This window comes from Corallococcus sp. CA041A, from assembly GCF_003612075.1.
Lineage (GTDB): Bacteria > Myxococcota > Myxococcia > Myxococcales > Myxococcaceae > Corallococcus > Corallococcus exiguus.
In genome coordinates this window covers 27,604-54,218 of the sequence record NZ_RAWF01000023.1, presented here as the reverse complement: position 1 = coordinate 54,218, position 26,615 = coordinate 27,604, and the positions used below count along the sequence as shown (strand labels likewise).

At 69.9% G+C, this 26,615-nt stretch carries 22 protein-coding genes; 7 read left to right on the top strand and 15 right to left on the bottom strand.

Annotation, left to right across the window (positions count from 1 at the left end; translation table 11 throughout):
• The 5 genes from D7V77_RS06845 to ligA all read right to left on the bottom strand — a co-directional run.
• The coding region (locus D7V77_RS06845) for a YhjD/YihY/BrkB family envelope integrity protein (RefSeq protein ID WP_120575459.1) at positions 1-1,344 on the bottom strand (1,344 nt) is incomplete at its 3' end.
• Positions 1,345-1,709: 365 nt separating this feature from the next.
• Complete coding sequence (locus D7V77_RS06840; protein ID WP_120575455.1) at positions 1,710-4,433, bottom strand: Rne/Rng family ribonuclease; 2,724 nt, start codon at positions 4,431-4,433, stop codon at positions 1,710-1,712.
• Positions 4,434-5,008: 575 nt separating this feature from the next.
• Positions 5,009-5,452, bottom strand: a complete 444-nt coding sequence (locus D7V77_RS06835; protein ID WP_014398919.1) for a DUF3052 family protein — start codon at positions 5,450-5,452, stop codon at positions 5,009-5,011.
• Positions 5,449-5,736: an acylphosphatase gene (locus D7V77_RS06830; RefSeq protein WP_120575454.1), complete on the bottom strand. Its 288-nt coding sequence runs from the start codon at positions 5,734-5,736 to the stop codon at positions 5,449-5,451. The genes D7V77_RS06835 and D7V77_RS06830 overlap by 4 nt, the downstream gene beginning before the upstream one ends.
• A 10-nt stretch (positions 5,737-5,746) precedes the next feature.
• Positions 5,747-7,771, bottom strand: coding sequence for an NAD-dependent DNA ligase LigA (gene ligA, locus D7V77_RS06825; protein ID WP_120575453.1), 2,025 nt, complete (start codon positions 7,769-7,771; stop codon positions 5,747-5,749).
• Between the two features lie 497 nt (positions 7,772-8,268).
• Here ligA and rho point away from each other — a divergent pair, with 497 nt between their 5' ends.
• Together rho and D7V77_RS06815 are read left to right on the top strand one after the other, a co-directional pair.
• Positions 8,269-9,882: a transcription termination factor Rho gene (rho, locus tag D7V77_RS06820; RefSeq protein ID WP_120575452.1), complete on the top strand. Its 1,614-nt coding sequence runs from the start codon at positions 8,269-8,271 to the stop codon at positions 9,880-9,882.
• A 26-nt stretch (positions 9,883-9,908) separates the two neighbouring features.
• Entirely contained in the window at positions 9,909-10,229 is a 321-nt protein-coding gene (locus D7V77_RS06815; RefSeq protein ID WP_120575451.1) for a hypothetical protein, read from the top strand.
• 9 nt (positions 10,230-10,238) lie between these two features.
• On the opposite strand, the gene D7V77_RS06810 is transcribed toward D7V77_RS06815, so the two are convergent.
• The 5 genes from D7V77_RS06810 to D7V77_RS06790 form a co-directional block, all read right to left on the bottom strand.
• Complete coding sequence (locus tag D7V77_RS06810) at positions 10,239-12,806, bottom strand: ATP-binding protein (protein ID WP_120575450.1); 2,568 nt, start codon at positions 12,804-12,806, stop codon at positions 10,239-10,241.
• A gap of 120 nt (positions 12,807-12,926) precedes the next feature.
• Positions 12,927-14,147 carry an AI-2E family transporter gene (locus D7V77_RS06805; protein WP_120575449.1) on the bottom strand — a complete coding sequence of 407 codons (1,221 nt, stop codon included), beginning with the start codon at positions 14,145-14,147 and terminating at the stop codon, positions 12,927-12,929.
• A gap of 154 nt (positions 14,148-14,301) precedes the next feature.
• Positions 14,302-14,763, bottom strand: coding sequence for a hypothetical protein (locus tag D7V77_RS06800; RefSeq protein WP_120575448.1), 462 nt, complete (start codon positions 14,761-14,763; stop codon positions 14,302-14,304).
• 3 nt (positions 14,764-14,766) lie between these two features.
• The gene (locus D7V77_RS06795) at positions 14,767-15,597 is read right to left on the bottom strand and encodes a triacylglycerol lipase (protein WP_120575447.1); all 831 of its coding nucleotides are present in this window, start codon (positions 15,595-15,597) and stop codon (positions 14,767-14,769) included.
• A gap of 78 nt (positions 15,598-15,675) precedes the next feature.
• A complete protein-coding gene (locus D7V77_RS06790; RefSeq protein ID WP_172808344.1) occupies positions 15,676-16,434 on the bottom strand; it encodes a glutamine amidotransferase in 759 nt (252 codons plus the stop codon).
• An 88-nt stretch (positions 16,435-16,522) separates the two neighbouring features.
• Between D7V77_RS06790 and D7V77_RS06785 the strand changes: the two genes are divergently transcribed.
• The 4 genes from D7V77_RS06785 (at position 16,523) to D7V77_RS06770 (ending at position 21,316) form a co-directional block, all read left to right on the top strand.
• Positions 16,523-18,010 carry an aldehyde dehydrogenase family protein gene (locus D7V77_RS06785; RefSeq protein WP_120575445.1) on the top strand — a complete coding sequence of 496 codons (1,488 nt, stop codon included), beginning with the start codon at positions 16,523-16,525 and terminating at the stop codon, positions 18,008-18,010.
• Between the two features lie 67 nt (positions 18,011-18,077).
• Positions 18,078-19,541, top strand: a complete 1,464-nt coding sequence (locus D7V77_RS06780; RefSeq protein WP_169819714.1) for a glutamine synthetase family protein — start codon at positions 18,078-18,080, stop codon at positions 19,539-19,541.
• Between the two features lie 13 nt (positions 19,542-19,554).
• Complete coding sequence (locus D7V77_RS06775) at positions 19,555-20,739, top strand: iron-containing alcohol dehydrogenase (protein WP_120575444.1); 1,185 nt, start codon at positions 19,555-19,557, stop codon at positions 20,737-20,739.
• Positions 20,740-20,899: 160 nt separating this feature from the next.
• The gene (locus tag D7V77_RS06770) at positions 20,900-21,316 is read left to right on the top strand and encodes an ATP-dependent DNA helicase (RefSeq protein WP_120575443.1); all 417 of its coding nucleotides are present in this window, start codon (positions 20,900-20,902) and stop codon (positions 21,314-21,316) included.
• An 80-nt stretch (positions 21,317-21,396) separates the two neighbouring features.
• Here D7V77_RS06770 and D7V77_RS06765 read toward each other — a convergent pair whose 3' ends face one another.
• Positions 21,397-21,921, bottom strand: a complete 525-nt coding sequence (locus tag D7V77_RS06765; protein ID WP_233596732.1) for a hypothetical protein — start codon at positions 21,919-21,921, stop codon at positions 21,397-21,399.
• A gap of 188 nt (positions 21,922-22,109) precedes the next feature.
• Here D7V77_RS06765 and D7V77_RS06760 point away from each other — a divergent pair, with 188 nt between their 5' ends.
• Positions 22,110-22,460 carry an ATP-dependent DNA helicase gene (locus tag D7V77_RS06760; RefSeq protein ID WP_120575442.1) on the top strand — a complete coding sequence of 117 codons (351 nt, stop codon included), beginning with the start codon at positions 22,110-22,112 and terminating at the stop codon, positions 22,458-22,460.
• Positions 22,461-22,540: 80 nt separating this feature from the next.
• On the opposite strand, the gene D7V77_RS06755 is transcribed toward D7V77_RS06760, so the two are convergent.
• The 4 genes from D7V77_RS06755 to D7V77_RS06740 all read right to left on the bottom strand — a co-directional run bounded on the left by D7V77_RS06755 (position 22,541) and on the right by D7V77_RS06740 (position 26,564).
• Positions 22,541-23,107 (bottom strand): hypothetical protein, encoded by a 567-nt coding sequence (locus tag D7V77_RS06755; RefSeq protein ID WP_120575441.1) that lies wholly within the window; start codon positions 23,105-23,107, stop codon positions 22,541-22,543.
• Positions 23,108-23,255: 148 nt separating this feature from the next.
• Positions 23,256-25,094 (bottom strand): glycosyltransferase family 39 protein, encoded by a 1,839-nt coding sequence (locus D7V77_RS06750; RefSeq protein ID WP_120575440.1) that lies wholly within the window; start codon positions 25,092-25,094, stop codon positions 23,256-23,258.
• A 20-nt stretch (positions 25,095-25,114) separates the two neighbouring features.
• Positions 25,115-26,065 (bottom strand): hypothetical protein, encoded by a 951-nt coding sequence (locus tag D7V77_RS06745; RefSeq protein ID WP_120575439.1) that lies wholly within the window; start codon positions 26,063-26,065, stop codon positions 25,115-25,117.
• Positions 26,052-26,564, bottom strand: a complete 513-nt coding sequence (locus tag D7V77_RS06740; RefSeq protein WP_120575438.1) for a hypothetical protein — start codon at positions 26,562-26,564, stop codon at positions 26,052-26,054. Before D7V77_RS06740 ends, D7V77_RS06745 begins: the two co-directional genes overlap by 14 nt.
• Between the last annotated feature and the right edge of the window lie 51 nt (positions 26,565-26,615).

Genomic DNA, 26,615 nt, shown 5'->3' with positions numbered 1-26,615 from the left:
GGGCGGGGCGACCAGCCCCGGGCGCAGCGGCGTGACCAGGTCCAGCCACCGGGTGCGGCGCAGCAGGTCGACCCCGGCACAGTCGGCCGCTTGGAACAGGGGTTCGAACTGTTCGAAGCCGGGGGCCTTGGGGCTCGTCCAGGTGTCGGGGCCGCCGGTGATCATCACTCCGTGCACTGCGAGCGTGGTGTCGGCGAGCGTGATTTCCGCGGGGTCCCGCGTGGGGCGCAGGCCACCCCGCCGGCCCCGCTCCAGCAGGCGGGCATCCACCATGCGGTCCACCACCTCATGCACCAGTGACTCCGGCACGCGCAGCCGCGTGGCCAGCTCCCGGGGCAGGGGCGGGGTGGCGCCATCCACCCAGCACAGGGTGACGTCCTGGGCGACGCGCGCGGCCACCAGCTCGTGCGCGCGCGGGTGGGTCCCGAAGGCGAAGAGCGAGTCGCGGAAGGAGACGTGCTCCACGGCGTAGGACAGCCGGGCGCCAAACAGCATCACCAGCCAGCTCACGTACACCCAGGCGAGGAACAGGGGCAGGGCGCCCAGTGACGCGTAGAGGGGGTTGTAGAGGAAGCTGCGCGCGGCGAACTCGGCGTACACCTGCTTCGCCAGCATCCAGCCCAGGCCCGAAACCAGCCCGCCCGCAAGCGCCGAGCGCACGCGCACGTGGGCGTAGGGCGTCCACAGGTACAGCAGCGTCAGGCTGCCCATGGCGATGAGCATGGTGCCCACCCCGATGAAGAACGGCGCGGAAGGGGCGTAGGTCTGCAGCAGCACGCGGACCCGGCCGGTGCCGGAGAACGAGATGGCCATGAAGATGGGGCCCAGGAGCAGCAGGCCCGCGTAGATGGACAGGCGCGTCAGCCACGGGCGCTGGCGCCGGATCCCCCACAGCTCGTTCACCGCGCCGTCGATGTGGCGCAGCAGCGAGCCCGCGGACAAAAGCACCGCGAGGAAGCCCACGCTGCCCACCGCGATGGAGTCGCCCGGGTGCAGGAACCGGTCGAGCAGGGTGGCGGACTCCTCGCTGACCCCCGGCGCGAGCACCTCGGAGATGACGAAGCGCAGCTTCCGCTGGAACTGGTCCTGGTGGAGCGTGCGCAACAGCACGATGCCCACGGTCAGCAGCGGCACCAGCGAGAACATGCTGATGTACGTGAGCGCGGCGGCGCGCAGGCGCAGGTTCTCGCCCATGAAGCCGCGCGCCACGGTGCGCCCCGCGAAGAAGATGTCCGCCGCGAAGCGGCCCGCTGACGTGGCCCCGATGGGCGCCCACACGCGGGCCGCTGTCTGGACCGCCCAGGCCCGTGCACGCACCAGCGAGCGCCGCGCGCGCCAGGACAGCTTCCGGAGCCTCACGACTCCCTCCCGGTGTGCTTCCAGCCCGGTGCGGCCGGGGCGCGGGAGTCCAGGAGCGTGCGAAGGCGCGAAGGCGAGCGGTTCATCCCAGGCGATTCAGATGGGCCAGGGACTCGACGACACCCCCGGCGTGGAAGTGCCACCGTAGCCAAACCCCGCCCCGCTGAACCAGCCCTCCCACCCCAACAGAGCGGACGTTGTCAGCACCTGCACGGGCCTCGGCCGCCTGGTCGGTCACCATGCGGAAGGCCGTATTCCAGCTCCAATGCAGAAGGCCCGGCGGGATGTACCCACCGGGCCTTCGCGGTCACTCACGGTCCGGACTCAAGGGTCCGGCGTCACTCGAGCGCTCAGCCTTCGCTGCTCCCACTGGACGGCTCGGACGAGCCCCCGCCGGACGCCGCGGGAGGCGCGCCGCCGCCATTGCCGCCATTGCCGCCGTTGTTGCCTCCGCCGGAGCCGCCTCCGGACCGCTCGCCGCGCTCTCCGCCACGGCCCTCGCCACCGCCGCGACGCTCACGGTCGCCACCCCGGTTGCGGTCACCGCCGCGCTCGCCGCGCTCGGGACGGCGGCCCTCGCGACGGTCACCGCCGCCGCGCTCGCCTCCGCGTTCCCCGCCACGACTCTCTGCGCCACGGCTCTCTGCGCCACGGCTCTCTGCGCCACGGCTCTCTGCGCCGCCACGGTTCTCACCGCCACCGCGCTCACCACGGTCGCGGTCCCGGCCCCCGCCACGGCGGCCCTGGTCCTGACGGCCGCCGCCGCCGTAGTTGCTCTCCGGACGGCGCTGCTGCATCGCCAGCTCGCCGTCACCGGAGCCCGGCGACGAGGCCACCTTGTGCTCGGGGCCCGTGGCCGACCGGCCGTAGATGTCGTACTGCTCGCGGTGGTAGTTCTGCTGCGCCTTCACCTGGATGGACTTGTTGTAGCGGTCCATCAGGTGCCGCAGCTCGTTGCGCTCCTCGCCCTGCAGCAGCCGCGCGACCTCCGCGTTGCAGTTGATGACGAGCGTGGAGTCCTTGTAGCCCGGCGCCTCGCGACGGATCTCCCGGAAGATTTCGTACGCGACCGTGGTGGCCGTCTTCACGAAGCCCTTGCCGTCGCAGTACGGGCAGTCCTCGTGCAGCACGCGGCCAATGGACTCGCGCACGCGCTTGCGCGTCATCTCCACCAGGCCCAGCTCGGAGATGCGCAGCACGTTCGTCTTGGCCTTGTCCCGGCCCAGCGCCTCCTGCAGCGACTTGAAGACCTTGTCGCGGTTCTGCGCCTTCTCCATGTCGATGAAGTCGCAGATGATGATGCCGCCGATGTTGCGCAGCCGGAGCTGGTAGACGATCTCCTTGGCCGCCTCGACGTTGATCTTGGTGATGGTCTCCTCGAGGCTCTTCTTGCCGACGTAGCGTCCCGAGTTGACGTCGATGGCGGTGAGCGCCTCCGCCTGGTCGATGATCAGGTAGCCGCCGCTCTTCAGCCACACCTTGCGCTGGGTGGCGCGCTGCAGCTCCTGCTCGATGCCGTAGGCGTCGAAGACGGGCTCGTCGGTCTCGTGCAGCACCACGCGGTCGCGCAGCGCCGGGTCCTGCGCGGTGACGAAGCCCTGGATGCGCTCGTACTCCTCCGCGTCGTCCACGACCAGCTTCTCCACGTCGTGGGCGAACAGGTCGCGCGTGGCGCGCAGGATGAGGTCCAGGTCCGGGTGCAGCAGGCCCGGTCCGCCGCGCTTCTCGTTGCGGCGCACCACCTGGTTCCACACCTCGATGAGGAACCGGATGTCGCTCTCCAGCTTCTCCTGGGGAACGTTCTCCGCCACGGTGCGCACGATGAAGCCCGTGCCGGGCGGCCGCAGCCGGTCCACGATTTCACGCAGCCGGCGGCGCTCCTTCTCGTTGGAGATGCGGCGGCTGATGCCCACGTGGTCCACCGTGGGCATGAACACCAGGTGACGGCCGGGGATGGAGATGTGCGAGGTGAGCCGCGCGCCCTTCGTGCCGATGGGGTCCTTGGAAATCTGGACCACCACCTCCTGGCCCACCTTCAGCAGGTCTTCAATCTTGTCCGTCTTGCGCTGCTTGGGCTTCTCCTTCTCCTCGTCGCGCTTCTCGCGGCGGGGCGGCTCCTGGCGGCGCTTGTCCTTGTCCTTGTCCTTCTCGCGGCCTTCCCGGTTGCGCGGCTCACGGGCCTCGCGCGCCTCACGCGGCGTGCGGCGCTCGCCGGAGACCTCGGCGGGACGGGCGTCGGCGGCGGGGGAGGGGATGAGCTCGCCCAGGGCGGCCGCGTGCGGCGGCGGCTCGGCGGCGCTGCCTTCCGTCGCGGGCGCCACGCCGGACTCGGCGACGGCGGCGACGGCGCTCTCCGCGGGCGTCTCCTGCACCACCGCGGGGGCTTCCACCGAAGGCGTGCTGTTCTCCGTCAGCGGCACCGCCACGGCGGCGGTGGACACCTCGACCGGGGACTCCTGCGTGGCACCTTCGGCCGGGGTCTCCACGATGACGGCCACGGATGACGCGGGCTCGGCCGGCTCGGACGAAACCTGGGCCTCCACCGGGGCAGGAGTGGCCTCCGGCGCCGGATTCACGGCCTCGGGCGTCGCGTCATGCGACGCTTCAGGGGACTCCACCTGGGGGGCGGCCTGGGTCTGGACGTCCAGCGCCAGCGCGCCGTCGTGCGCCAGCACCGGCTCCGGAGCGCCCGTGGGGGCTTCCGTGCCAGCGGGCAGCGCGTGCGTGGCGTCCGGGACGTTGGCGGCCGCGAACTCCACGGCGTCGGCCTCGGACTCGGTGGGGACGTCCGGGGCGTCCTCGTGCTCGCCCTCGGTCAACTCGAACTGCGCGCGGGCGAAGTCCGGGTCGTAGACGACGTCGCTGACGTACAGGAAGGCGGCCTTCTCCAACCCGATGTCCACGAAGGCCGCCTGCATGCCCGGGAGCACCCGGACGACGCGACCCTTGTAGATGTTTCCGACGACGCCCTTGTCCTTCTTACGCTCGAGGTAGAACTCCGCGATATGGCCGCCCTCGACGAGGGCGACCCGGGTCTCCCGACCCGCGGCATTGATGACGAGCACACTGCTCATGGATGAATCCTGGTAGCGCGCGCGGTAGGGGGGACCTCACCGGACGGGAGGCGGCGAGACGCCACACCTCCGAGCACGCCGCGAGGGGAGAGGCGGCCAGCAGCCCCCCGGCGTGTGGACGCCTTCCGGTAGACCCGGAGGGAGAACGCAACACCTGGGTGGGGGCCGAGGACATCGCCGCCTGCTCCTCCGAGTTCATGTCGCCCCGCATTGCGACCGGCACCGTGCCGGGCGGGGCTGCTTCTCTTCACGCGCTCGAGGCTTCCACCACGCCCGTGCCGTCCGCCCCCTCTTCCGCACCCGGTCGGTGCCCGTCATGTGGGCCACCTTGGGGGGGTGTCTGGGGGCCCCGGAGCAGCAGGGGCATCCGGAGGAAACCGGAAGCGCAACCCGTCGAAATTCCTGCCTGGGCCTGATGTCCCGCCAACGCGGGGCGTCACACAACCACCCAGAAACACGGAGAGTTTTCCACGCCCCTCCAGGTGTGTAAAGGCCCGATGCACCCGTTCATCCACTGTCGGGCAGATGGAGGGCGGGCCCGCCCGCCGGGTGCACGGGCGCTCGGAAACGGACGTTCAGGCCTGGGCGGGGGCCTGCTTGCGCCCTTCCGGCTTGTCCAGCTTCCCTCGCGGACGCCGCACCAGCCGCAGGCCGGTCCAGGTCTCGTCGATGATGCAGATCTTGTTGTCGACGAGGCCGATGTCGAGCGCCGCCTGGCGCACGAAGTCCTCGGACAGGCGCGTCTTCACGCCCTCGCCAGCGGGCCAGCAGACCCAGATGCCGCCGTTGAGGGTGGTGGCGCGCGACAGCGCGGGCAGCCGCTGCACCAGCTCCGTGGCGTCGGAGGTGAAGAAGAGGATGACGTCCAGCCCCGTCTGGGCCGTGACGAGGAACTCCACCCCGTCCGGCAGCGGGTTGAGCTTCTGCACGAAGCCCCGCGGGGGGTTGATGACGGAAACCTTGGTGCCGGACCGGATGCCCAGCATGGCCGGCAGGGAAGCCAGCGCGTAGGGCGTCATGATGTGCGCTCCACGGTGAAGGTGCGGAATTCGCCAGAGGCCTGCCCGTCCGTGCGCGCCACGTCCGTGACGCGCGCCATGCGGGGACCCGAGTGACACCAGCGGATGAAGTCTTCCAGCGCGCCCGGTTCGCCTTCCACCGTGGCCTCCACGGAGCTGTCGCTCCGGTTTCGCACCCAGCCAGACAGGCCGAGGCGCAGCGCCTCCTGGCGGGCGCTCTCCCGATAGGAGACGCCCTGGACCATGCCCTGGATGCGCAGGGTCACCCGGCGCTGCGTGCTCATGCCTCTGGCCTCATGCTCTGGCATCCCCTTCTAGCAGCTTCAGGAACGCCTGCTCATCCAGGATTCTTACGCCCAATTCCTGAGCCTTCTTCAGCTTGGTACCCGCGTCCTCGCCGGCGACGACGAAATCGGTCTTGCGCGAGACACTTCCGGAGACCTTACCGCCGCGCCGTTCGATTTCCTCCTTGGCCTGCTCGCGCGCAAGCCGCTCCATGGTGCCGGTGAGCACCACCGTCTTGCCCACGAAGGGGCCGCCCGTGGCGACCGCCGGGGGGGCCGGGTGGACTCCCGCGTCCAGGAGGGCCTGGATGGCGGCCTGGTTCTGGGGCTCCTGGAAGAAGGTGTGGATGACCTGTGCCATCACCGGGCCCACGTCCTTCACCCGGCTGATGTCCTCCAGGCTGGCCGTGAAGAGCGACCTCACCTCCGGGAAGGACTCCGCCAGGGCGCGCGCCGTGGAGTCGCCCACGTGGCGGATGCCCAGCGAATACAGGAAGCGGCGCTGGGTGGTGTCCTTGCTGCCCGCGATGGAGGCCAGCAGGTTGTCCGCGCTCTTCTCCCCCATGCGCTCCAGCTTGAGCAGCGAGTCCCGGGTGAGCGCGAACAGGTCCGCGAACGTCTTCACCTGCCCGGACGTCACCAACTGCATGGCCAGCTTGTCCCCCAGGCCTTCAATGTCCAGGGCGAGGCGGCTGGCGAAGTGGCGCACCTTCTCCACCAGCTGCGCGGGACAGGACGCGCCCGTGCAGCGGATGATGGCGCCGTCCTCGTCCTTGGCCGCCACCGCGCCGCACACGGGGCAGTGGGTGGGGAAGGTGAAGGGCTGGGAGTCCTCCGGGCGCTTGGACAGCACCACGGAGACGATCTCCGGAATCACGTCACCCGCGCGGCGCACGAAGACGGTGTCGCCCTTGCGCACGTTCTTGCGGCGCAGCTCGTCCTCGTTGTGCAGCGTGGCGCGCGACACCGTCACGCCGCCCACCTTCACCGGCTTCAGGTGCGCCACCGGCGTGAGCGCGCCCGTGCGGCCCACCTGGATGCCGATGTCCTCCACCGTGGTGGACTCCTCCTCCGGCGGGAACTTGTAGGCCACCGCCCAGCGCGGGCTCTTGGACACCTGGCCCAGGCGGCGGCGCAGGTCCTCGTCGTCCACCTTCACCACCATGCCGTCGACTTCGAAGGGCAGGGCGTGGCGGCCTTTCAGGGACTCGTCGTAGCGCTGGCGCACGCCGTCCGACCCGTCCGCGTGCTGGTAGCGGTTGATGGGCAGGCCCAGCGTCTTCAGGTACTCCAGCTTCTCCGTGTGCGTCTTGAAGGCGGGCACGCCGTCGCCGGGCACGCATTCGTACAGGTAGACGGACAGGGGCCGGGCGGCGGTCTCCTTGGGGTCCAGCTGGCGCAGGCTGCCCGCGGCGGCGTTGCGCGGGTTGGCGAAGAGCGACTCGCCCGCCTCTTCGCGCTTCTCGTTGAGCTTGCGGAAGTCCTCCTTGCGGATGAAGACCTCGCCGCGGACCTCCAACCGCCTGGGCACCTTCACGCCGTCCTTGGGGAACAGCTCCAGGGGCAGGCTCTTGATGGTGCGCAGGTTGCCCGTGACGTCCTCGCCGGTGGTGCCGTCGCCGCGCGTGGCACCCTGCACGAAGCGGCCGTCCTCGAAGCGCAGGGAGATGGCCAGGCCGTCCAGCTTGGGCTCGCACACGTAGCCCACCTGCGACAGGCCCGTCAGCTTGCGGATGCGGTCGTCGAACTCCGTGAGCCCGGCGTCATCGAAGATGTTCGCCAGCGACAGCATCTGCGTGGTGTGCACCACCTGCCCGAAGTCGTCCACCGCCGCGCCGCCCACGCGCTGGGTGGGCGAGTCCGGCGTCATCAGCTGGGGGTACTGCTCCTCCAGCCCCTGGAGCTCACGCATCAGCGTGTCGTATTGGGCGTCGCTGATTTCCGGCGCGTCCAGCACGTAGTAGCGGTGGTTGTGGTGGGCCAGCTCCTGACGGAGCGCTCGGGCGCGGGCTTCGGCTTTCGGGAAGGTGTCCACGGGGTGTGTCCTTACCCCAATTCAGGGGCGCGGCCAGTTGCGCACGCCCCGCGTTGGAGGAGGAGCACTCTACCGGCACCACCTGACAGGGCCGCCTCACGCACTCGGGAAGGGGAACCCGGGGGCGCGTGTTCACGGCAAGAGAGCGCATCCGCCGCCCCAGTAGGCCCGAATTTCAGCTACATAGCGGATTCCCTGTTCGCAATACCCCCACCCTCCAGTGCAACCCCCTGAAAAACGGGACAGAGCCAGGCACGGATGCCTTGACAGCTCTGGAGTCGGTCAATAGTTTCCAGCGCGGTTCCTGGCGCAGGGGTTCCCCCGGCGCCGTCTCTTCCCAACCACAGGCCCACGCGCCCTCCGGTCCGCTCCCAGGACTTGGGTGGTGCTGCCCCCTGGAAGGTGCTTCCGAGCGCCGCGCGGACGGATCGCCGTCCCGCGTACAGCCTGCCCGAGCCTTCGGGCGCTTCCCCCCCTACTTCCGTACGCAGACCGTCATGGCCAAAGCCCGTTCCCCCCGAGAGAAGGTAGTCCAGCCGGTGTTCACCGAGGAGAAGCCCCGGCGCAAGCGCGCGGCGGCGAAGGAGGCGGAGAAGCCCGCTCCCCGGACGCGTCGTGCGCCGGCTCGTCGTGAAGAGGCTCCCGCCGAGGAGGCCGAGGCCCCCGAGGTCGCCGCGGAAGCGCCCCGTCCGGTGCTCACTCCCATCTCCCGTCCCGTGCGCGACGACGAGCTCCAGGAGCTGCGCGGCACGGAGGAGGAGACGCCCGCCGAGGAGGCCGCTCCGGCCGCCCCGCAGGAGTCCGCGGAAGGCCCCGCCATCACGGAGGTCGAGCGCGACGGCACCCCGATGCAGGTCATCAAGCTCAATGACCTGAAGCGGATGAAGATCGTCGACCTGGCGAAGATGGCCCACGACACGGGCATCGAGGGCTACCAGGGTCTGAAGAAGCAGGACCTCATCTTCGCGCTGCTGGGCGGCATCGCCGACAAGCGCTTCGAGGTCCACGCGGAAGGCGTGCTGGAGCTCTTGAGCGACGGCTTCGGCTTCCTGCGCAGCGCGGACAGCGACTACCAGCCGTCCCCGGACGACATCTACGTGTCGCCGTCGCAGGTGCGCCGCTTCAACCTGCGGCCCGGCGATACCGTGACGGGCCCCATCCGCCAGCCCCGCGAGGGCGAGCGCTTCTTCGCGCTCCAGAAGGTGGACAAGGTCAACTTCGCGGACCCCATGTCGGACGCGGCGCGCGAGCGCATCCTGTTCGACAACCTCACGCCGCTCTATCCGACGCGCAAGCTCAAGCTGGAGCACGAGTCGTCGGAGATGACCACGCGCATCATCGACATGTTCTGCCCCATTGGCCTGGGCCAGCGCTGTCTCATCGTGGCGCCTCCGAAGGCCGGCAAGACGGTGCTGCTGCAGAACATCGCGCACGCCATCAGCCGCAACCACCCGGACGTCTACCTCATCGTGCTGCTCGTGGACGAGCGCCCGGAGGAAGTGACGGACATGGAGCGCAGCGTGCGCGGCGAGGTGGTGTCCTCCACCTTCGACGAGCCCGCCACGCGCCACGTGCAGGTGGCGGAGATGGTCATCGACAAGGCCAAGCGCCTGGTCGAGCAGAAGTACGACGTCTGCATCCTGCTGGACTCCATCACCCGTCTGGCGCGCGCCTACAACACGGTGGTGCCCGCGTCCGGCAAGATCCTCTCCGGCGGCGTGGACGCCAACGCGCTCCACAAGCCCAAGCGCTTCTTCGGCGCGGCCCGCAACATCGAAGAGGGCGGCAGCCTCACCATCATCGGCACGGCGCTCATCGACACCGGCAGCCGCATGGACGAGGTGATTTTCGAGGAGTTCAAGGGCACGGGTAACTCCGAAATCGTCCTGGACCGGAAGTTGATGGAGAAGCGCATCTTCCCAACGCTCGACATCAACAAATCCGGCACCCGCAAGGAGGAGCTCCTCTTGTCTCAGGCGGACCTGGTGCGCATTACGGCGTTGCGCCAGGTGCTCCACCCCTTCACCCCCATCGACGCGATGGAGTTCGTGCTCAAGCACATGCGTCCGACGGCGGCGAACGCGGAGTTCCTGGGCTCGATGAACCGGTAGTTCCCTTCCGGCCCAAGGAGCCCCCCATGCGTCGTGCCCGCCTCCCTCTTCTTGTCGCCCGCGCTGTCGCGGGCCTCACCCTGGGGCTGTTGGCGGGATGCGACCTGGGGGTAGAGGACCTGCCCATTGGAGACACCCCACCGGTGCTCTCCAGCCAGGTCTGCTACGACGACTCGGACTGCGTCGCGAACGCGTGCTGCGGTGAGGGCACCGCCATCACCCACCGCGACGTGGGACCGGACTGCACGAACGTGCGGTGCGACGGGACGTGTACTCCCAACAGCGTGGACTGCGGCCGGTGCATCCCCACGTGCCGCAACGCGCGCTGCGCCGCCGCCTGCCAGTAGCGGGCGGGTTCAGCTGGCCAGCCCGCTGACCACGTCCAACGGCGGGTCCCTCAAGGGCAGCGTCACGCGGAAGGTGGTGCCGCCGCCCGGCGTGTCCTCCACGTCGATGCGGCCCTGGTGCGCTTCCACCACCTGACGCGACACCCAGAGCCCCAGGCCCAGGCCGCCGTAGTGGTGCGTGGACACGGCGCGCTCGAAGCGGTCGAAGATGCGCTCGCGGTCCTCCGGCTTGATGCCGATGCCGTGGTCCACCACGGACAGGCGCACGACCTCTCCATCCGGCTGCAGCGTCACGTCCACCGGCCGGCCCCGGCCGAACTTCAGCGCGTTGGCGACCAGGTTGTGCACCACCTGCGAGATGCGTGACGGGTCGAAGGTGCCCATCACCGGGCCCTTCACGTCCACGGTGAGCGGCGTGCCGTCACGGCGCGCTTCTTCTTCCGCGAAGCGCGTCACCTCCACCAGCAGGTCACCCAGGTCCACGTCCGTGCGGGTGATTTTCAGCCGGCCGCTGGTGATGAGCGACACGTCCATCAGCACGTCCACGAGCATCGCCAGCCGGCGGATGAAGGACCGCGCCTGCTTCAGGCGCTCCAGCGCCTTGGGCGGAGCATCCTTGCCCAGGCCGCGCTCCACCAGTTCCAGGTGCAGCTGGAAGGCCGCCAGCGGCGTGCGCAGCTCGTGCGCCGCCACGGAGAGGAAGTCGTCGCGGGCGCGCAGGGCTTCCGTCAGGTTCTCCGCGCGGACGCGCTCGTTGGCCATCTCTCCGCGCATCCTCGCGAGCTTCAGGTTGGAGGCGATGCGCGCGAGCAGCTCACCCGCGGAGAAGGGCTTCACCAGGTAGTCGTCCGCGCCGGACGTCAGGCCCTGCACCGTGGCCTCTTCTCCGGCCTTCGCGGACAACAGCAGGATGGGCAGCTCGCGGGTGGTGGGCGCGGCGCGCAGGGCCCTCAACAGGCCCATGCCGTCCAGCTTCGGCATCATCACGTCCGACAGAACCAGGTCCGGTGGCCGGATCAGCGCGGCCTCCAGGCCTCTCTCGCCGTCCGTCGCCACCTCCACGTCGTACTCGGTGGAGAGCACGCGCTGGATGTAGTCGCGCATGTCCCGGTTGTCGTCCACCAGCAGGATGCGCGCGCGGGGCGCGGGGGCCACCGCGAGGCCGTCCGCGGACGCCGGGTGCTGGTGGTGCGAGGACTGCGTGCGGTCCTTGGGCTTCGCGCTGCCCCACAGCAGCGCCTCCTCGACGTAGGCGGACGTGGCCTCGCGCGCCGCGGAGCGCTGCCGGGCGGTGGTGCGGATGCGCTCCTGCGGCAGGTGCGCATGGCCCAGGGGCAGCTCCACGCGGAAGGTGCTGCCTTCGCCCTCCGTGCTGCTCGCGGACACGGTGCCGCCGTGCAGCCTGGCGAACTCCTGCACCAACGCGAGCCCGATGCCGCTGCCCTCCACCGTGCGCGATGGCGAGCCCGTCACGCGGTGGAAGCGCTCGAAGAGGCGGGGCAGCTCGTGCGTGGGGATGCCCGAGCCGGTGTCCTCCACCTCCAGCGACACCCGCTGCCCGTGCTCGCGCAGGCGCAGCGTGACGCCGCCCTGGAGCGTGAACTTGAACGCGTTGGAGACCAGGTTGAGGACGATCTGCTCCCACAGGTCCGGCGCCACGTAGACGGGCTGGGACAGGGGAGGGCAGTCCACCGTGAGCTTGAGGCCCGCGCGCTCCATGGCGGAGCGGAAGCTGGACGCCGCGTCCTTCGTCAGCGCGGCCAGGTCCGTGGGCGCGAAGCGCTCCTCCTTTGGGCCCGCCTCCAGCTTCGACAGGTCCAGCAGCGCGTTCACCAGCTTGAGCAGGCGCCCGGCGTTGCGGTGCACCCGCTCCATCTCCTTGCGGACCTCGTCCGACAGCGGGCCCGCACGCCCGGCGAGCAGGTCCTCCGTGGGGCCCAGCATCAGCGTCAGCGGCGTGCGGAACTCGTGGCTGACGTTGGCGAAGAACTCCGACTTGAGCCGGTCCAGCTCGCCCAGCTGCTCGTTCGCCACGCGCAGCTGCTGGTTGGCCTCTTGAATCTGCTGGGCGCGCCGGAAGATTTCGCCCTCCATCTCGTCCGCGCGGGCGCGGAGCTCGGCGTGCTGGCGGCTCTGCTCCTCGTCCAGGTGCTTCAGGCGGATGAAGTCGGTGACGTCCTCCACGCGGTGGATGACGTAGCGCACCGCGCCATCCTCGCCGCACACCGGGGTGTTCAGCGGGCTCCAGTAGCGCAGCTCGAACCCACCGCCTGCCTGCTCGGGCCGGGGAATGTCGTACTTCTGGACCGCCATCGCGTCCGGAGTGCGCGTCTTCACCGCGCGCTCCAGCGACGCGCGCAGGTTGGTCACCCCGCTGGCCCGTGGGTCCCGCGGGTTGTCCGGGAAGACGTCGAAGATGTTGCGGCCCAGGATGTCCTCGCGCCGCGTCCGCGTGGCGCGCAGGTACGTGTCCGTCACCGCGATGATGACGAACTCCGGTGTCAGCACCAGGTACGGGTTGGGTGCGGCTTCGAACAGGCTCCGGTAGTCCGGGGCCGGTGAGGGGCTCGGGGGCATCACACGTCCTCAGAGGCGGAGGCGTGCCTGGAATTAGTCATTCGCCCCTGGGATGACCAGGGGGGAAGTGGGAGACAGCCCCAGGTTTTCCACCGGTGGACGCTTGGGGACGCCCGTCGTTCAAGCCGCAGGGGCGGCGTCCGTGGAGGCGACCGCCTGCTGGGTCGTCGCGGCCACCAGCGGAGGCGGCTGCGCCTTGAGGCGCGCGTAGTCGAAGCAGGCCACCGCGATGGAGGCCACCGGCACCGCGAACAGCGCTCCCCAGAGGCCGAAGAGCTTCTCGCCCGCGATGAGGGAGAAGGCCACCACCACGGGGTGGATGCGCGCGGCCTCGCCCATGATTTTCGGGTTGAGGAAGTACGCCTCCAGCGCGTGGATGCCGATGATCCACAGCAGGAGCGCGACGCCCTTCTGGAAGCCGTCCGCCAGCGCGATGAGGACGATGGGCACCGAGCTGATGATGGTGCCGAAGATGGGGATGAGGCTGAAGAGCGTGGCGATGGTGGCCAGCAGGAACGCGAACTTCACGCCGAACAGGAGCAGGCCCACCAGCGTGAGGCCGCCGTTCACCAGGCAGATGGTGACCTGCCCGCGCACCACGCCGGACAGCGACTTGTCGATGCGGGCCACCAGCGTCTTCGCGTCCGGCAGGAACTCCGCGGGGACGAGCGTGCCGAAGTAGCGGCGGATGGCCTGCGCGTCGATGGAGAAGAACGCGGCGACCATCAGGATGAAGAACAGCATGAAGACGCCGGTCAGCACCTCCGTGACGATGTGGCGCGACACGTTGACGATGTCCGCCAGGTTCTCCTTCGCGAGCGACGTCACGCGCGCCACCGTGTCCGTGAGCATCTGCTCCAGGTCCAGCGCCAGGCTGAAGCCGCCGGACGAGCCCGCCGCCGCGCCCTCCATGGCCCGGTCCGACAGGGCCACGGGGATGCCGTAGGTGTTGAGCCACTCCTCCGCGCGCTGCGCGAGCCCCTGCACGTGCTCCGGCGTGAGCGCGCTGGCGAAGGTGGCCATCTCGCGGCTGATGCGCGCCACCTCGCGGTAGAGCTGCGGCACCAGCGCGACGAAGAAGAGATACACCGCGAGGAAGAACCCCGCGTAGATGAGCAGGATGGCCACCCAGCGCGGCACGTAGCGGCCGGCCACCTTCAGCCGGGTGATGCGCGCCACCAGCGGCTGCACCAGGTACGCGATGAGCGCCGCGCCCGCGAAGGGCATCACCACCGAGCGCAGGGCGAAGAGCGTCACCGCGATGGCCACCCACAACCCGGCGAGGAGGAGCAGGCGCTTGCGGCGTTCGTCGGGGGCGGTGGCTTCCACGGGCTGCGACATGCACCCGGGCTTAAGGCAGCGGCCTCCCTCCTGACAAGTTCCCGGCGGAAAGCTTCCGGCGGGCCCGGGCTCCTATGCCCCCCAAGGGTCCGGAACCCCTCTCCGGAACCCCTCTGGGGAAAGGCAGCCAGCCGGCCCGGGGCATGCCCGGGCTTCAGGCCTGGGGCATCCGGGACCGGTCGCCCAGCCGGGGCTCCAGGCGCTCCAGGCACTCGCGCATCAGGGGGCGCTTGATGCGGCCCTGGGTGGCCTCTCCCAGGCCCAGCATCTGTTCGGTGAGCCAGCGGGTGAGGAAGAGCAGGGGGACGCGGTCCTCGGGGACCAGGCCCCGCTCCAGGTAGCGCTTGTTGCGCACGTAGTCGTCGAAGGCGTCGAACTCGCGGGCCAGGTCCCACTTCGCCAGCCGCAGGGCCTCCGTGTAGACGGCCGGGTCGGGGCGCCGGGTGGCCTCCTGGAACAGCGGGGCGAACTCGCCCAGGGTGGCGGGGTCCAGGTCCTGGACGGGTGGGGGCCAGGACTCCAGGTCCTTGGCGAGCAGCCGCGCCACCTCGTTCAGCAGGTGGTCCATGAGGGCGACGGGCTTGAGGTCGAAGAGGTGGTCCCAGCGCGAGGGCATGTGTCAGGGGCTGGCGGCGGCGGGCAGGGCCACCGGAAGGGGAGGGAGCGGAAGCGCGGCGACGGGTGCTGCCACGGGTCTGTCAGCATAGCCCAGGGCCAGCTCGCGCTGGATGACCTCCCACACGGCCCGGCGCGTGAGCAGCTCGCCGTGGGGTACCACGCCCGACAGCTCCACGTTGAAGACGTTGGGCTGGCCGTCCACGTCCAGCACGGAGGACGGGTAGGGCGCGATGACGTCGTCGCGCGAGTAGATGGAGGTGAGCCGCACGTGGCGTGGGAAGGCGCCCACGCCCAGGCCCTTGATGAATCGCGACGTCGGCGTGAGCTGCCACATGCTGCGGCTGAACCAGCCGAGCGTCGCGCAGCCCAGGTAGGCCATGCGCGTGCCCCGGTGCGGCGTGCCCAGGGTGATGAGGCTCTTCACGCGCGTGTCCCCGCCCAGCCGCTTCACGTAGTACGTGCCGATGAGGCCGCCCTTGGAGTGGCCGATGATGGTGAGCGGCCCCATGCCCGGGTGGCGCTCGTAGAGCCGGTCCACCTTGCCCTGGACCTTGCGCGCCAGCTCGTCGATGCGGTGCGTATTGAAGCGGTCCATGGTGCCGCCCAGGTGGATGGACCAGACGCAGTAGCCCTCGCGGCGCAGGCGGTGCTCCAGCACCTCCAGGACGCGGCGCGTGCTGAAGAAGCCGTGCAGCAGGAGCACCGGCCTCTGGCAGCGCTTGAAATCCGTGCGGCGCACGACCTGGTTGCCGCGTGGATCCAGATCCACGTAGCTGGCCAGGTACTTCAGCTGGCACTTCAGCTTCCGGTACTGCATCACGAACGGATTCATCCCAGCGCCCCCGTCCCTCCTGAACGGGAGAAAGCTAGGGAGCGCGTCAGCGCGCGGCCCGGATCAGCGCCCGTCCGGTCAGGTGAAGTGTTCGAGGAAGTTCATCAGCACCCGGTGCGCGTGCGGCGTCGGGGTGATGCCGGACAACAGCCGGGGAACGTACTCGCCCTCGGGAATGCCCTTCTCCCGCCCGAGCGACTCCAGCGTGTCCTCACGAGCGAGGATGACCGCGCGCATGGCGTCCGTGGGCATCTCCGGGTGGAACTGCACGCCGCGCACGTTGGGCCGGAACGCGAGCGCCTGGTTCGCGGTGTTGGCGTTGCCCGCGAGCACCATGGCGCCTTCCGGCAGGCGGGAGACGATGTCCTCGTGGGTCTGCTGCACGGTGAAGCGCTCCGGCAGGCCGGTGAACAGCGGATCCGCGCGGCCCTCGGGTGAGAGCGTCACCTCCACGGTGCCCGTCTCGCGGCCGTTGGGGTTGCGCGACACCTTGCCGCCGTAGGCCTCCGCGAGCAGCTGTTGACCAAAGCACACGCCGAGCACGGGGATGCCCTGCTCGCCCGCTTCCACCATGAAGGCGCCCGCGCGCTCCATCCACGGCTCGCGCTGCGTCACCGACAGGGGCGAGCCCGTCATCATCACCGCGTCGTAGCCCTTCGCGTCCTTGGGCAGGGGGGCGCCCTTGTGCACGGGAAGGATGTCGAAGCGCTGACCGGACAGTCCAATGGTTTGCAGAAACCACCGCTCATAGTCGCCCACGGAGAGCTGGACGGAGGTCGCCGCGTCGCCGGCTTTCAGCAGGAGGACGTTCTTCATGGGGGCAGGTTGCCGCGTCATGTCCTCATTCCTACCGTGTCCAGCCGTCCGTGTCCGGTGCCCGCCACTCCCAGGTCGCTCGCGCGCCGTGCTCACCCGAGGCCTCGCCATGACCGACGCTCGTTCGCTCACTCCCAAGCTCCCTGTGCTCAAGCTGCTCATCGACGGGCAGCAGGTGGACCCCATCGAAGGGGGCACCTTCGCGGTGGTGAATCCCGCCACCGGCCAGAAGATCGCGGACGTGCCCGCGGGCACCGCCGCGGACGTGGACCGCGCGGTGAAGGCCGCGCGCCGCGCCTTCGAATCCGGGCCGTGGGGGAAGATGACTGGCCGCGAGCGCGGCAAGCTCATCCGCAAGCTGGCGGACCTGCTCTACGAGCGCCGCGAGGAGTTCGCGCTCGTCGAGTCGCTGAACAACGGCAAGACGTTCAAGGACGCCATCCGGGGTGACGTGGCGCCGGCCTCCGCGACGCTCGCGAACTTCGCGGACATGGCCAGCACCATCACGGGCGAGGTGCTGCCCGTGGACGGCCCCTTCCACACCTACGCGCTCAAGGAGCCGGTGGGCGTGGTGGGCGCCATCGTGCCGTGGAACTACCCCACGTGCATGCTGGGCTGGAAGCTGGGGCCCGCGCTGGCCGCCGGCTGCACGGTGGTGGTGAAACCGTCCGAGTACACGCCGCTCACCGCGCTGAAGCTGGGCGCGCTGGCGCTGGAGGCGGGCTTCCCGCCCGGCGTCATCAACATCGTCACCGGCCTGGGTGACCCCGCGGGTGAAGCCATCGCCCGGCACCCGGACGTGGACAAGATTTCGTTCACCGGCTCTGGCCGCACCGCGCGCCGGCTGCTCCAGGCGTCCGCCGCGAGCAACCTGAAGAAGCTGACGCTGGAGCTGGGCGGCAAGAGCCCGCAGATCATCTTCCCGGACGCGGACTTCGACCGCGCGGTGGAGGCGTGCTTCTGGGGCATCTTCGGCAACAAGGGGGAGACGTGCAACGCAGGCAGCCGCGTGCTGGTGCACCAGGACGCCTACGAGTCCTTCGTCGCGAAGCTCGCGGAGAAGGCGCGCACGATGAAGGTGGGCGACCCGCTGGACGTGTCCACGGAGATGGGCGCGCTGGTGAGCCAGAAGCAGATGGACGTGGTGCTGGGCTACATCGAGAGCGGCAAGCAGCAGGGCGCGAAGCTGCTCGCGGGCGGTGGCCGCGACACGGAGGGCTTCAAGGCGAAGGGCTGCTTCGTGAAGCCCACCATCTTCGGTGACGTGAAGCCGGACATGAAGATTGCCCAGGAGGAGATTTTCGGCCCGGTGCTCAGTTGCCTGCGCTTCCGCGACGACGCGGAGGCCATCGCGATGGCGAACAGCACGCAGTACGGCCTGGCCGCGTCCATCTGGACGGGCGATGTCGCGAAGGCCCACGCGCTGGCGAAGCAGGTGAAGAGCGGCGTGGTGTGGATCAACTGCTTCAACGAGTTCGACGACGCGGCGCCCTTCGGTGGCTACAAGGAATCCGGTTGGGGCAAGGACCTGGGCCACCACGCGCTGGATGGTTACCTCCAGACCAAGGCCGTGTGGACGAAGTTGCCGTCTCCCTGACTCACCCCGCGCGCTCCACTCCATTCCATCGCTTCACCGCCGCATGACGAAGAAAAGGAAGGTCCGCATGGCGTCGCGTCCCAAGGCCAAGGTGCTCACCCATCCGGCGATGGCCCGCCGGGCTCGCGCGAAGGAGCGGAGCGAGGGAGGGCCGCGAGCGGTGCCCGGACAGCAGGGGGACATGGACTCCCTGCGCCGGTGGATGGACGAGAAGGGCGTCCGCAAGGTGAAGGTGGGCGCCATCGACATGGATGGCGTCTGGCGCGGCAAGTACATCTCGCTGGAGAAGTTCTACAGCGCCGCGAAGAGTGGCCTGGGCTTCTGCGACGTCGTCTTCGGCTGGGACCTGGGCGACGAGCTGTTGGACAACACGAAGGTGACGGGCTGGCACACGGGCTACCCGGACACGCCCGCGAAGGTGGACCTGTCCACCGCGCGCATCATCCCGTGGGAGCCGGACACCGCGGCGTTCCTGCTGGACTTCGTGAACCCGGACGGCACGCCCTTCGAGGCGAGCCCGCGCCAGTTGCTCCAGAAGATGGGCCAGCGCGCGCGCAAGCTGGGCTTCCTGCCCAAGTTCGGCGCGGAGTACGAGTTCTTCCTCTTCAAGGAGGGCCCGCAGAGCCTGCATGAGAAGGGCTTCAAGAACCTCACGCCGCTGACGCCGGGCATGTTCGGCTACTCGTGGCTGCGCACGTCCATGAACGCGCCGCTGGTGCACGCGCTCATCGACGGGTGCAACGCGTACGGGCTCAACATCGAGGGCTTCCACACGGAGACGGGCCCCGGCGTCTTCGAGGCCGCCATCCGCTACGACACGCTGGAGCTGGCGGCGGACCGCGCGGCGCTCTTCAAGACGGTGGTGAAGGAGATCTGCGCGAAGCACGGCGTGTCCGCGTGCTTCATGGCGAAGGTGGATCCGAAGCTGCCGGGCTGCTCCGGCCACGTGCACCAGTCGCTGTGGAACCTGAAGGAGGAGGAGAACCTCTTCCACGACCCGTCGCAGAAGCACGGGATGAGCAAGCTGATGCGGCACTACATCGGCGGGCAGGTGGCGCTGATGCCGGATCTGACGGCGCTCTACTGGCCCACCATCAACAGCTACAAGCGCAGCGTGGAGAACACCTGGGCGCCCACCACCGCGACGTGGGGCCTGGAGAACCGCACCTGCGCCATCCGCGTCATCGGTGACAGCGGCAAGTCCATGCGCATCGAGTACCGCCAGCTGGGCGCGGACATGAACGCGTACATCGGCATGGCGGTGAGCCTGGCCGCGGGCCTGTGGGGCATCGAGAACGAAATCGAACCGCCCGCGCCCGTGCTGTCCAATGCCTACGAGGCGAAGAACACGAAGCCGCTGCCCCGCACCCTGAAGGACGCGGTGGCCCTCTTGAAGAACAGCGAGCGAGCCCACGAAATCCTGGGCGAGGGCTTCGTGGATCATTTCGTGCGCACCCGCGAGTGGGAGGTGCGCCAGTACGAGCGGGCGGTCACCTCCTGGGAACTGGAGCGCTACCTTGAGCTCATCTGAAGGAGGACCTTCCATGAAACCTTTCGACATTCCCTCCGAGCCGCGTGTCACGGAGATGGCGTGGCCCACGCGCATCGTGTTCGGCGCGGGCGCGCTCCAGAAGCTGCCCGCGCACGCGGCGCGGTTGAACATGAAGCGCCCGTTGCTGGTGACGGACGCGGGTGTGGTGAAGGCGGGCCTCGCCGCGCGCGTGGCGGACGTGCTCAAGGGCGCGGGCCTGGAGTGCGCGGTGTTCGACCGCGTGGAGCCCAACCCGACGGAGCGCGACGTGTTCGCGGGCCTGGAGGCGTACCGCGCGCACAAGGCGGATGGCATCGTCGCCCTGGGCGGTGGCAGCGCGCTGGACGCGGGCAAGCTGGTGCAACTGCTCACCACGCACGAGCCGCCGCTCAGCCGCTACGACGACGCGAAGGGCGGCGACCAGTACGTGCGCGACGACCTGCCTCCGCTCATCGCCATTCCCACGACGGCGGGCACGGGCTCTGAAGTCGGGCGCTCCGGCGTGGTGACGCTGGCGGACACGGGCCGCAAGACGGTCATCTTCAGCCCGCACCTGCTGCCGAAGGCGGCCGTCATCGACCCGGAGCTGACGCTGGGCCTGCCCCCGTCCGTCACGGCGGCCACGGGCATGGACGCGCTCACCCACTGCATCGAGGCGTATGTCGCCAATGGCTTCCATCCGCTCGCGGACGCGGTGGCCATCGACGGGGTGATGCGCGTGGGGCGCTCGCTGGTGACGGCGGTGCAGGAGGGCCGCGACCTGGCGGCGCGCACGGACATGATGGTGGCGGCGATGGAGGGCGCCATGGCCTTCCAGAAGGGCCTGGGCGCGAGCCACGCGCTGGCGCACGCGCTCACGCCCATCTCCAACGTGCCGCACGGTCTGGCGAACGCCATCGTCCTGCCCGCGGTGATGGAGTTCAACCGCGCGGCCTGCACGGCGCGGCTGGCGCGCATCGCCACGGCGCTGGGGGACACGTCCAACGCGCGCGAGGAGGTGCTCGCGGCGAACGCCATCGACCGCGTGCGCAAGCTGGCGGCGTCCGTGGGGATTCCGACGCGGCTGCGCGAAGCGGGCGTGCAGGAGAAGGACCTGGAGCACATCGCGCAGAAGGCCTTCCAGGACGCGTCCCACCAGGGGAATCCGCGCACCGTGACGGAGGCGGATCTGCTGGCCATGGCCCGCGAGGCGTACTGAAAAGCGGCTTCACTCCGACTTGATTTCAGAGTGTTTCAGCGGGGCCTCTTCCGAGGGAAACGGGAGGGGCCCCGTGCCTTTGGTGCGCTTGAATCAAGCAGGGCCTCCCCCGTCAGAAGGTTCAGAACGCAGCAACAACGCGGCTCAACGGAGGCAGGTCATGAAGGCGATGCTCAAGAAGATGGTGGTGGCTGTGGCGCTGGTCGCGAGCTCCCCGGTGATGGCGGCGGACTACCACGGCGCCTCCCCTCTCGTGAGCCGTCAGGACCAGGCTCGCATGGAGCGCGAACGGCACGAGCGGGAGCGGATGGCGCGGCTGGAGCGCGAACGGCAGGAGCGGGCGCGGATGGAGCGCGAGCGTCAGGCCCGGCTGGAGCGTGAGCGCAAGGAGCGGGCGCGGATGGAGCGGGAGCGTCAGGCCCGGCTGGAGCGCGAGCGGTTGGAGCGGGAACGGCAGGCTCGGATCGAGCGGGAGCGCAGGGAGCACGAGCGTCTGGCTCGGCTGGAGCGCGAGCGTCAGGAGCGGGAGCGGTTGGCGCGGCGCGACTCGCACTACCGGGGCGGCTGGGTGAACTAGGCAGCCATGGTGTTACAGCCTGAAGCAGCACGGAGGCCCGGGGGCGGATGACCACCCTCGGGCTTCTTCGCGTCTGGAGGTCAGTGGGCGGTGGACTCGATGGGCTGCGTGCGGGGTCCTGCATCCAAGGCGGTGCTGCCCGCGTCCACGACGGCGCCTGTCTCCGGCGTGAACTCCAGCGTCTCCACGAAGATGCGCCCTGGCAGCCGCAGGTCCATGGCGGTGATGTGCTCGCGGTCGCGCAACTCATAGAGTTGCCGTGCCACCCAGTTCGCCTGCACGGGTTCGTCGGAGAAGAAGACGTAGACGCGCACCTTCCCCTCCTGCACCGGCACACGGAAGCGGGTGTTGGCGACAGGCCGGTTCGCCTCGCAGCGGATGGAGCGGTTCTCCCGAGTGAGCGTGAGCTGCCGGATGATGCCCTTCTCGGACGTCGTGAAGAGCATGCAGTAGGGGAGCTGTCCCTCGACGGGGATGATCTCCATCGTCGCGGGGCCCGTGCGCTTCACCTGCGCGCGCGTCACCTTCGCGGGCTTCGCGTCGTCGCAGCGCACGGAGCCCGCGCCCAACGCCATCACCGTCAACAAGCCCGTCCAGCGCGTCACGTGTTCTTCCCAGGGAAGGATGCCGACCGCGAGCCTACCCCTCCTGTCCGCGTGAGAAGCGGCTTCACTCGGGCTTCATTTCAGAGTGTTTCAACAGGGCCATCTTCCGATGGCGCGGTTGAATCAAGCAGGGCCTCCCCCGTCAGTAGGTTCAGAACGCAGGACAACGCGGCTCACGGAGGCAGGTCATGAAGGCGATGCTCAAGAAGATGGTGGTGGCTGTGGCGCTCGTCGCGAGCTCCCCGGTGATGGCGGCCGACTTCCACGCCGCCACCCCCCTCGTGAGCCGCCAGGACCAGACCCGCATGGAGCGCGAGCGGCAGGAGCGCGAGCGGCAGGCCCGGCTGGAGCGGGAACGGCAGGAGCGCGAGCGGCAGGCCCGTCTGGAGCGCGAGCGGCAGGAGCGGGAGCGGCAGGCGCGGCTGGAGCGGGAACGGCAGGAGCGGGAGCGGCAGGCGCGGGTGGAGCGCGAGCGGCAGGAGCGGGAGCGCCTGGCCCGGCTGGAGCGCAGCCGCTACGGCGGTGGGTGGCTGAACTAGGCGGCCACGGTGTCACGGCTTGAAGCAGCACGGAGGCCCGGGGGCGGATGACCACCCTCGGGCTTCTTCGCGTCTGGCGCTCAGTTGGCCAGCGGCTCCACGGTCAGCTCGCGGGTACCGGCGTCCGGGGCCGTGCCTCCGTCGGACGTCACCACGCCGCCCGCGCCCACGATGCCGCCCGTCGCTTCCGGCTCGCCCGTCTCCGGCGTGAACTCCAGCGTCTCCACGAAGATGCGCCCCGGCAGCCGCAGGTCCATGGCGGTGACGCGCTCGCGGTCGCGCAAGTCGTAGAGCTGCTGCGCCACGGAGCCCGCCGGCACGCGCTCGTCGGAGAAGAAGATGTAGACGCGCACCTTCCCCTCCTGCACCGGCACGCGGAAGCTGGTGTTCGCGACGGGGCGGCCCGGGTCGCAGCGGATGGAGCGGTTCTCGCGCGTGAGCGTGAGCTGCCGGATGACGCCCTTCTCGGACATCGTGAAGAGCATGCAGTAGGGGAGCTGTCCCTCGACGGGGATGATCTCCATCGTCGCGGGGCCCGTGCGCTTCACCTGCGCGCGCGTCACCTTCGCGGGCGGCTTCGCGTCGTCGCAACTCATGATGCCCGCGCCCAGCACCATCACCGTCAACAAGCCCGTCCAGCGCGTCATGTGTTCCTCCTCGGGAAGGTGGAATGGCCGACACCGCCAGCCTACCCCGGCCCCATGCCTTCCGGTCCTGTCCGCTTTTCGTGGACGCCCGTGAGGCCGCCGAGTGCACGGTCGTGCACATGGCTTCCTGCGTCATCCGGGCCCGGACCTACTCCGGGCGTTGGTAGACGATGACCTGCGGCGTTTCGTCCAGGTACAGCCCGGTGACCGGCGTGCGCGTGCCGAAGGCCTGCCACGTGAGGAACTCGTGCTCGCGGAACTCCTGGTGGTACTGGTACGCGACGATGTCCGCGTCGAACGGGCTGTTCACCGCTCGCACGTCCGCGCGCAGCATGCCGTTGCGCTGGTAGTCGCGGAACGAGAAGCCGTTCACCTCGTGCAGGTAGACGCGTGCGCCCTGCTTCGCGTGTTCGTTGATCCACGGCAGCACGCCGGTGACGTGGCTGGACCAGAACTGCCGCTGCATCCCCAGCGTCGCCGAGCCTGGCAGCCCGCCCGCCAGCTCCGAGTACGCCGCCGTGCCGTACGGGAACACCCGCACCAGCCCCAGCAGCGCGGGCGCCATGAGCAGCGCGAACACCGGCACCGTCACCGCCAGCGGTGACACCGAAGGCCGCCGCGCCTTCAGCACCTCCCACAGCGCGAAGCACCCGCGCGCCACCGCCGCGCCCGCGAGGATGCCCAGGAAGGGCATGGACGGGAACCAGTGCTTCACGCCGCCGAAGTGCGGCACCTGCGGGTGGCTGATGATGAGGATGGACGTCACCGCGTTGACGCCCACCAGCGCCTCCGCCGCCGTGGGCATCCGCACCCAATCGCGCGTGCGTTCACTCACGCTGAGCAGCGCGCGGCCCACGAGCGCCACGAAGCCCGTCACCATGGGCGCGAAGAGGCTGGTGGGCACCGTCAGCGCCGTCTTCACCAGCACGTAGCTGAGCGGGAAGGGCGGCCCTCGCATCAACGTGCCCAGGTAGAACCAGGCGTAGTGGTTGTGCGTCGCGTGGAAGGCCAGGTACCACGCGGTGCGGTCCACCGGCGCGTGCCAGAGGTAGGGCCAGTGCAGGTAGAAGAGGACGGGGCCCAGCACCGCCATGGCCGCCAGCGGAACCAGCGCCTGCGTCACCGGCAGGCTGACGCGCCGCAGCTCCCTCAGCAGCACCGCGCAGCCCACCGCGAGCCCCACGAAGAACAGCGTGTGCGGGCTCAGGAGCAGGAACTTCTTCTGGAACCCGGCGGGCCCGCCCAGGAACACCACCAGCAGGCCGTACAGCACCGCCACCGCGGCGAAGAGCCCCACGAAGCGGAAGAGCCGCACGCGGGCCTCGGGGTTGCCTTCGCTTGCCTGCCAAGCGCGCCACAGCGCGAACGGCGACAGCACGAACGGCAGGAAGAGGGCGTTGTGCTTCGTGGCGAGGGCCAGGCCGAACGCCACGCCGCCCGCGACGCCCCAGCGGGTGCTCTCCAGCGCGCGCCAGAAGCAGTACACGACGAGCAGCCACATCGCGGCCACCGGCATGTCGAAGCACGCCAGCTCCGCGTTGAAGTACTGGCGCGGCACCAGCAGGAAGGAAAGGGCGGCGAACCACCCCGCGGTGCGGCCGTACAGCGCGCTGCCCAGGAGGAAGCACAGCGCGGGCACCAGCGCCGCCATCGCGAACGCGGGCAGCCGGTAGGCCGTCGCGTCGCGCATCACGCCCAGCGTGTCGTGGAAGAGCAGGTGGCTCAACCCGAACAGCGTCTTCATCAGCGCCGGGTGCTCGTGGTTGTAGTCCCACGAGCGCACGATGGCGCTGTCCGTGAATGCCTGCGCGGGCGAGTGCAGCAGCAGCCGGAACCACTGCGAATAGCCCTCCGCCGCGGCGAAGTAGACGCTCTCGTCGCGCGTGAAGCCCACGGCGGCTTCCGTGCTCCACAGCGCCGCGAACGCCAGCACCCACAGCGCCAGGGCCGTGAACTTCTCCTCGCGCGTGGCGGGGCGTCCGGTCATCTGAAACGTCACCGGAGCTGTCATGGCTTCACCCCCACCGCGGGCTCCAGCGCCATCACGTCCAGGCACACCTGCCGCGACTCCGCGTTGTCCGCCTGCACCCAGACCTTCACCGTGCGCGGCGGCCCGGGCGGCAGCACCACCTCCGCCTTCTGCACGCCCTCGCGGCCCGGGGGAATGGGCACGTCCAACAGCCGCTCGCCCGAGGCCGCGTCATCCACGCCCAGGTACGAGGTGGACAGGCGCGGGTCCTTCGGGTGCGCGAACTCGAAGATGATGCCGCCCTCCAGCCGCAGGCCCATGCCGGACGGCACGTTGGCGAACTCCGCCACCAGCCGCTGCGCGCCTCCGGGCGCGTGCATCCACAGGCAGTGCCGGGGCTCGTAGAGGATTTCGTGCCACTCCGGCGCCACGTACAGGTGCGGCGGGCCAGGGCAGCGGTGCACACGCCCGTCGAAGGGGCAGTCCCGGCGCGAGCCGTCCGGCTGCTCCAGGTACACGTGCGCCGCGTTCGCGGACTCGCTCGCCACCCAGTGGCGCGGGCGGTAGCGGCCGTTCTCGTAGAGGCGCAGCGACAGCGGGCCCATGCGCGACTCGGGCCCCAGCGCCTTGCGGCCGGGGAGGAAGGCCGCGTCGAACGCGCCCACGTCGGAGCGGGGCAGCTCCGGCTGGCCCAGCACCCAGATGCGCGGGTGCGCGCTCAGGTCCGCGCCGTCCGACTCCAGCCACCCGTACACGGGCACGGAGGACGGCACGAACAGACGGGCGCGCTCGGTCCACCAGGGGAACAGCAGCACCGCGTCCCCGGGGCGCGCATCGCGGGCCAGCACGTCCGCCATGGCGCGCTCGTCCGCGTCCGTGGGCAGCCGGCCCGGAAGCCTCAGCTGGAAGACCAGGCACAAGAGCGCGACGAGCAACAAGGCCCCCAGCTCCACCAGGGGCAGGGCGCGCAGGGCCTTAGGACTTGGCAAGACGGATCTTCTGCTCGCTCTTTTCGCGGCAGAAGGTGCAGAAGATGTGGTCGCCCTGATTGAAGGACGGCGTCCAGGGCGGGTACATCGAGCAGCGCGGATCCAGGCAGTGGTGCAGCTCCCAGAGCGTGCCCAGCTGGTGCAGCGCGTGGCGCGTGATGGGCTTGAAGTCCTTCTCCAGGTCCTTGAACGGCGCGATGGAGAGGATTGCCCGGTCCTTGCCGTACCTGGCGAAGCCCGACGTGGGCGCCTTGCCGCTGGGCAGGTCCCGGTCCTTCAGCTTGCGCGAGGTGAGCAGCAGCACCTTGTCGTCCTTGTAGGCCCGGATGCCCTTCACCTCATCGAGCAGCTTCTCCGCGTCCAGGGGCTCGGACATGCCCGCGGGGACTTCCGCGGAGCCGCTGTGCTCGCTGCCCACGCCAAAGGCCGTGTAGAGCGTGCGGTTGAACTTGGCGAGCTGCTTGTCGTCGAAGGGGTCCAGCGTCACGACGCGAATCACGGGGCGTCACCTCGGCGGGAAGGCCCTCGCGGTGCCGGGCGCGCGCTTGCG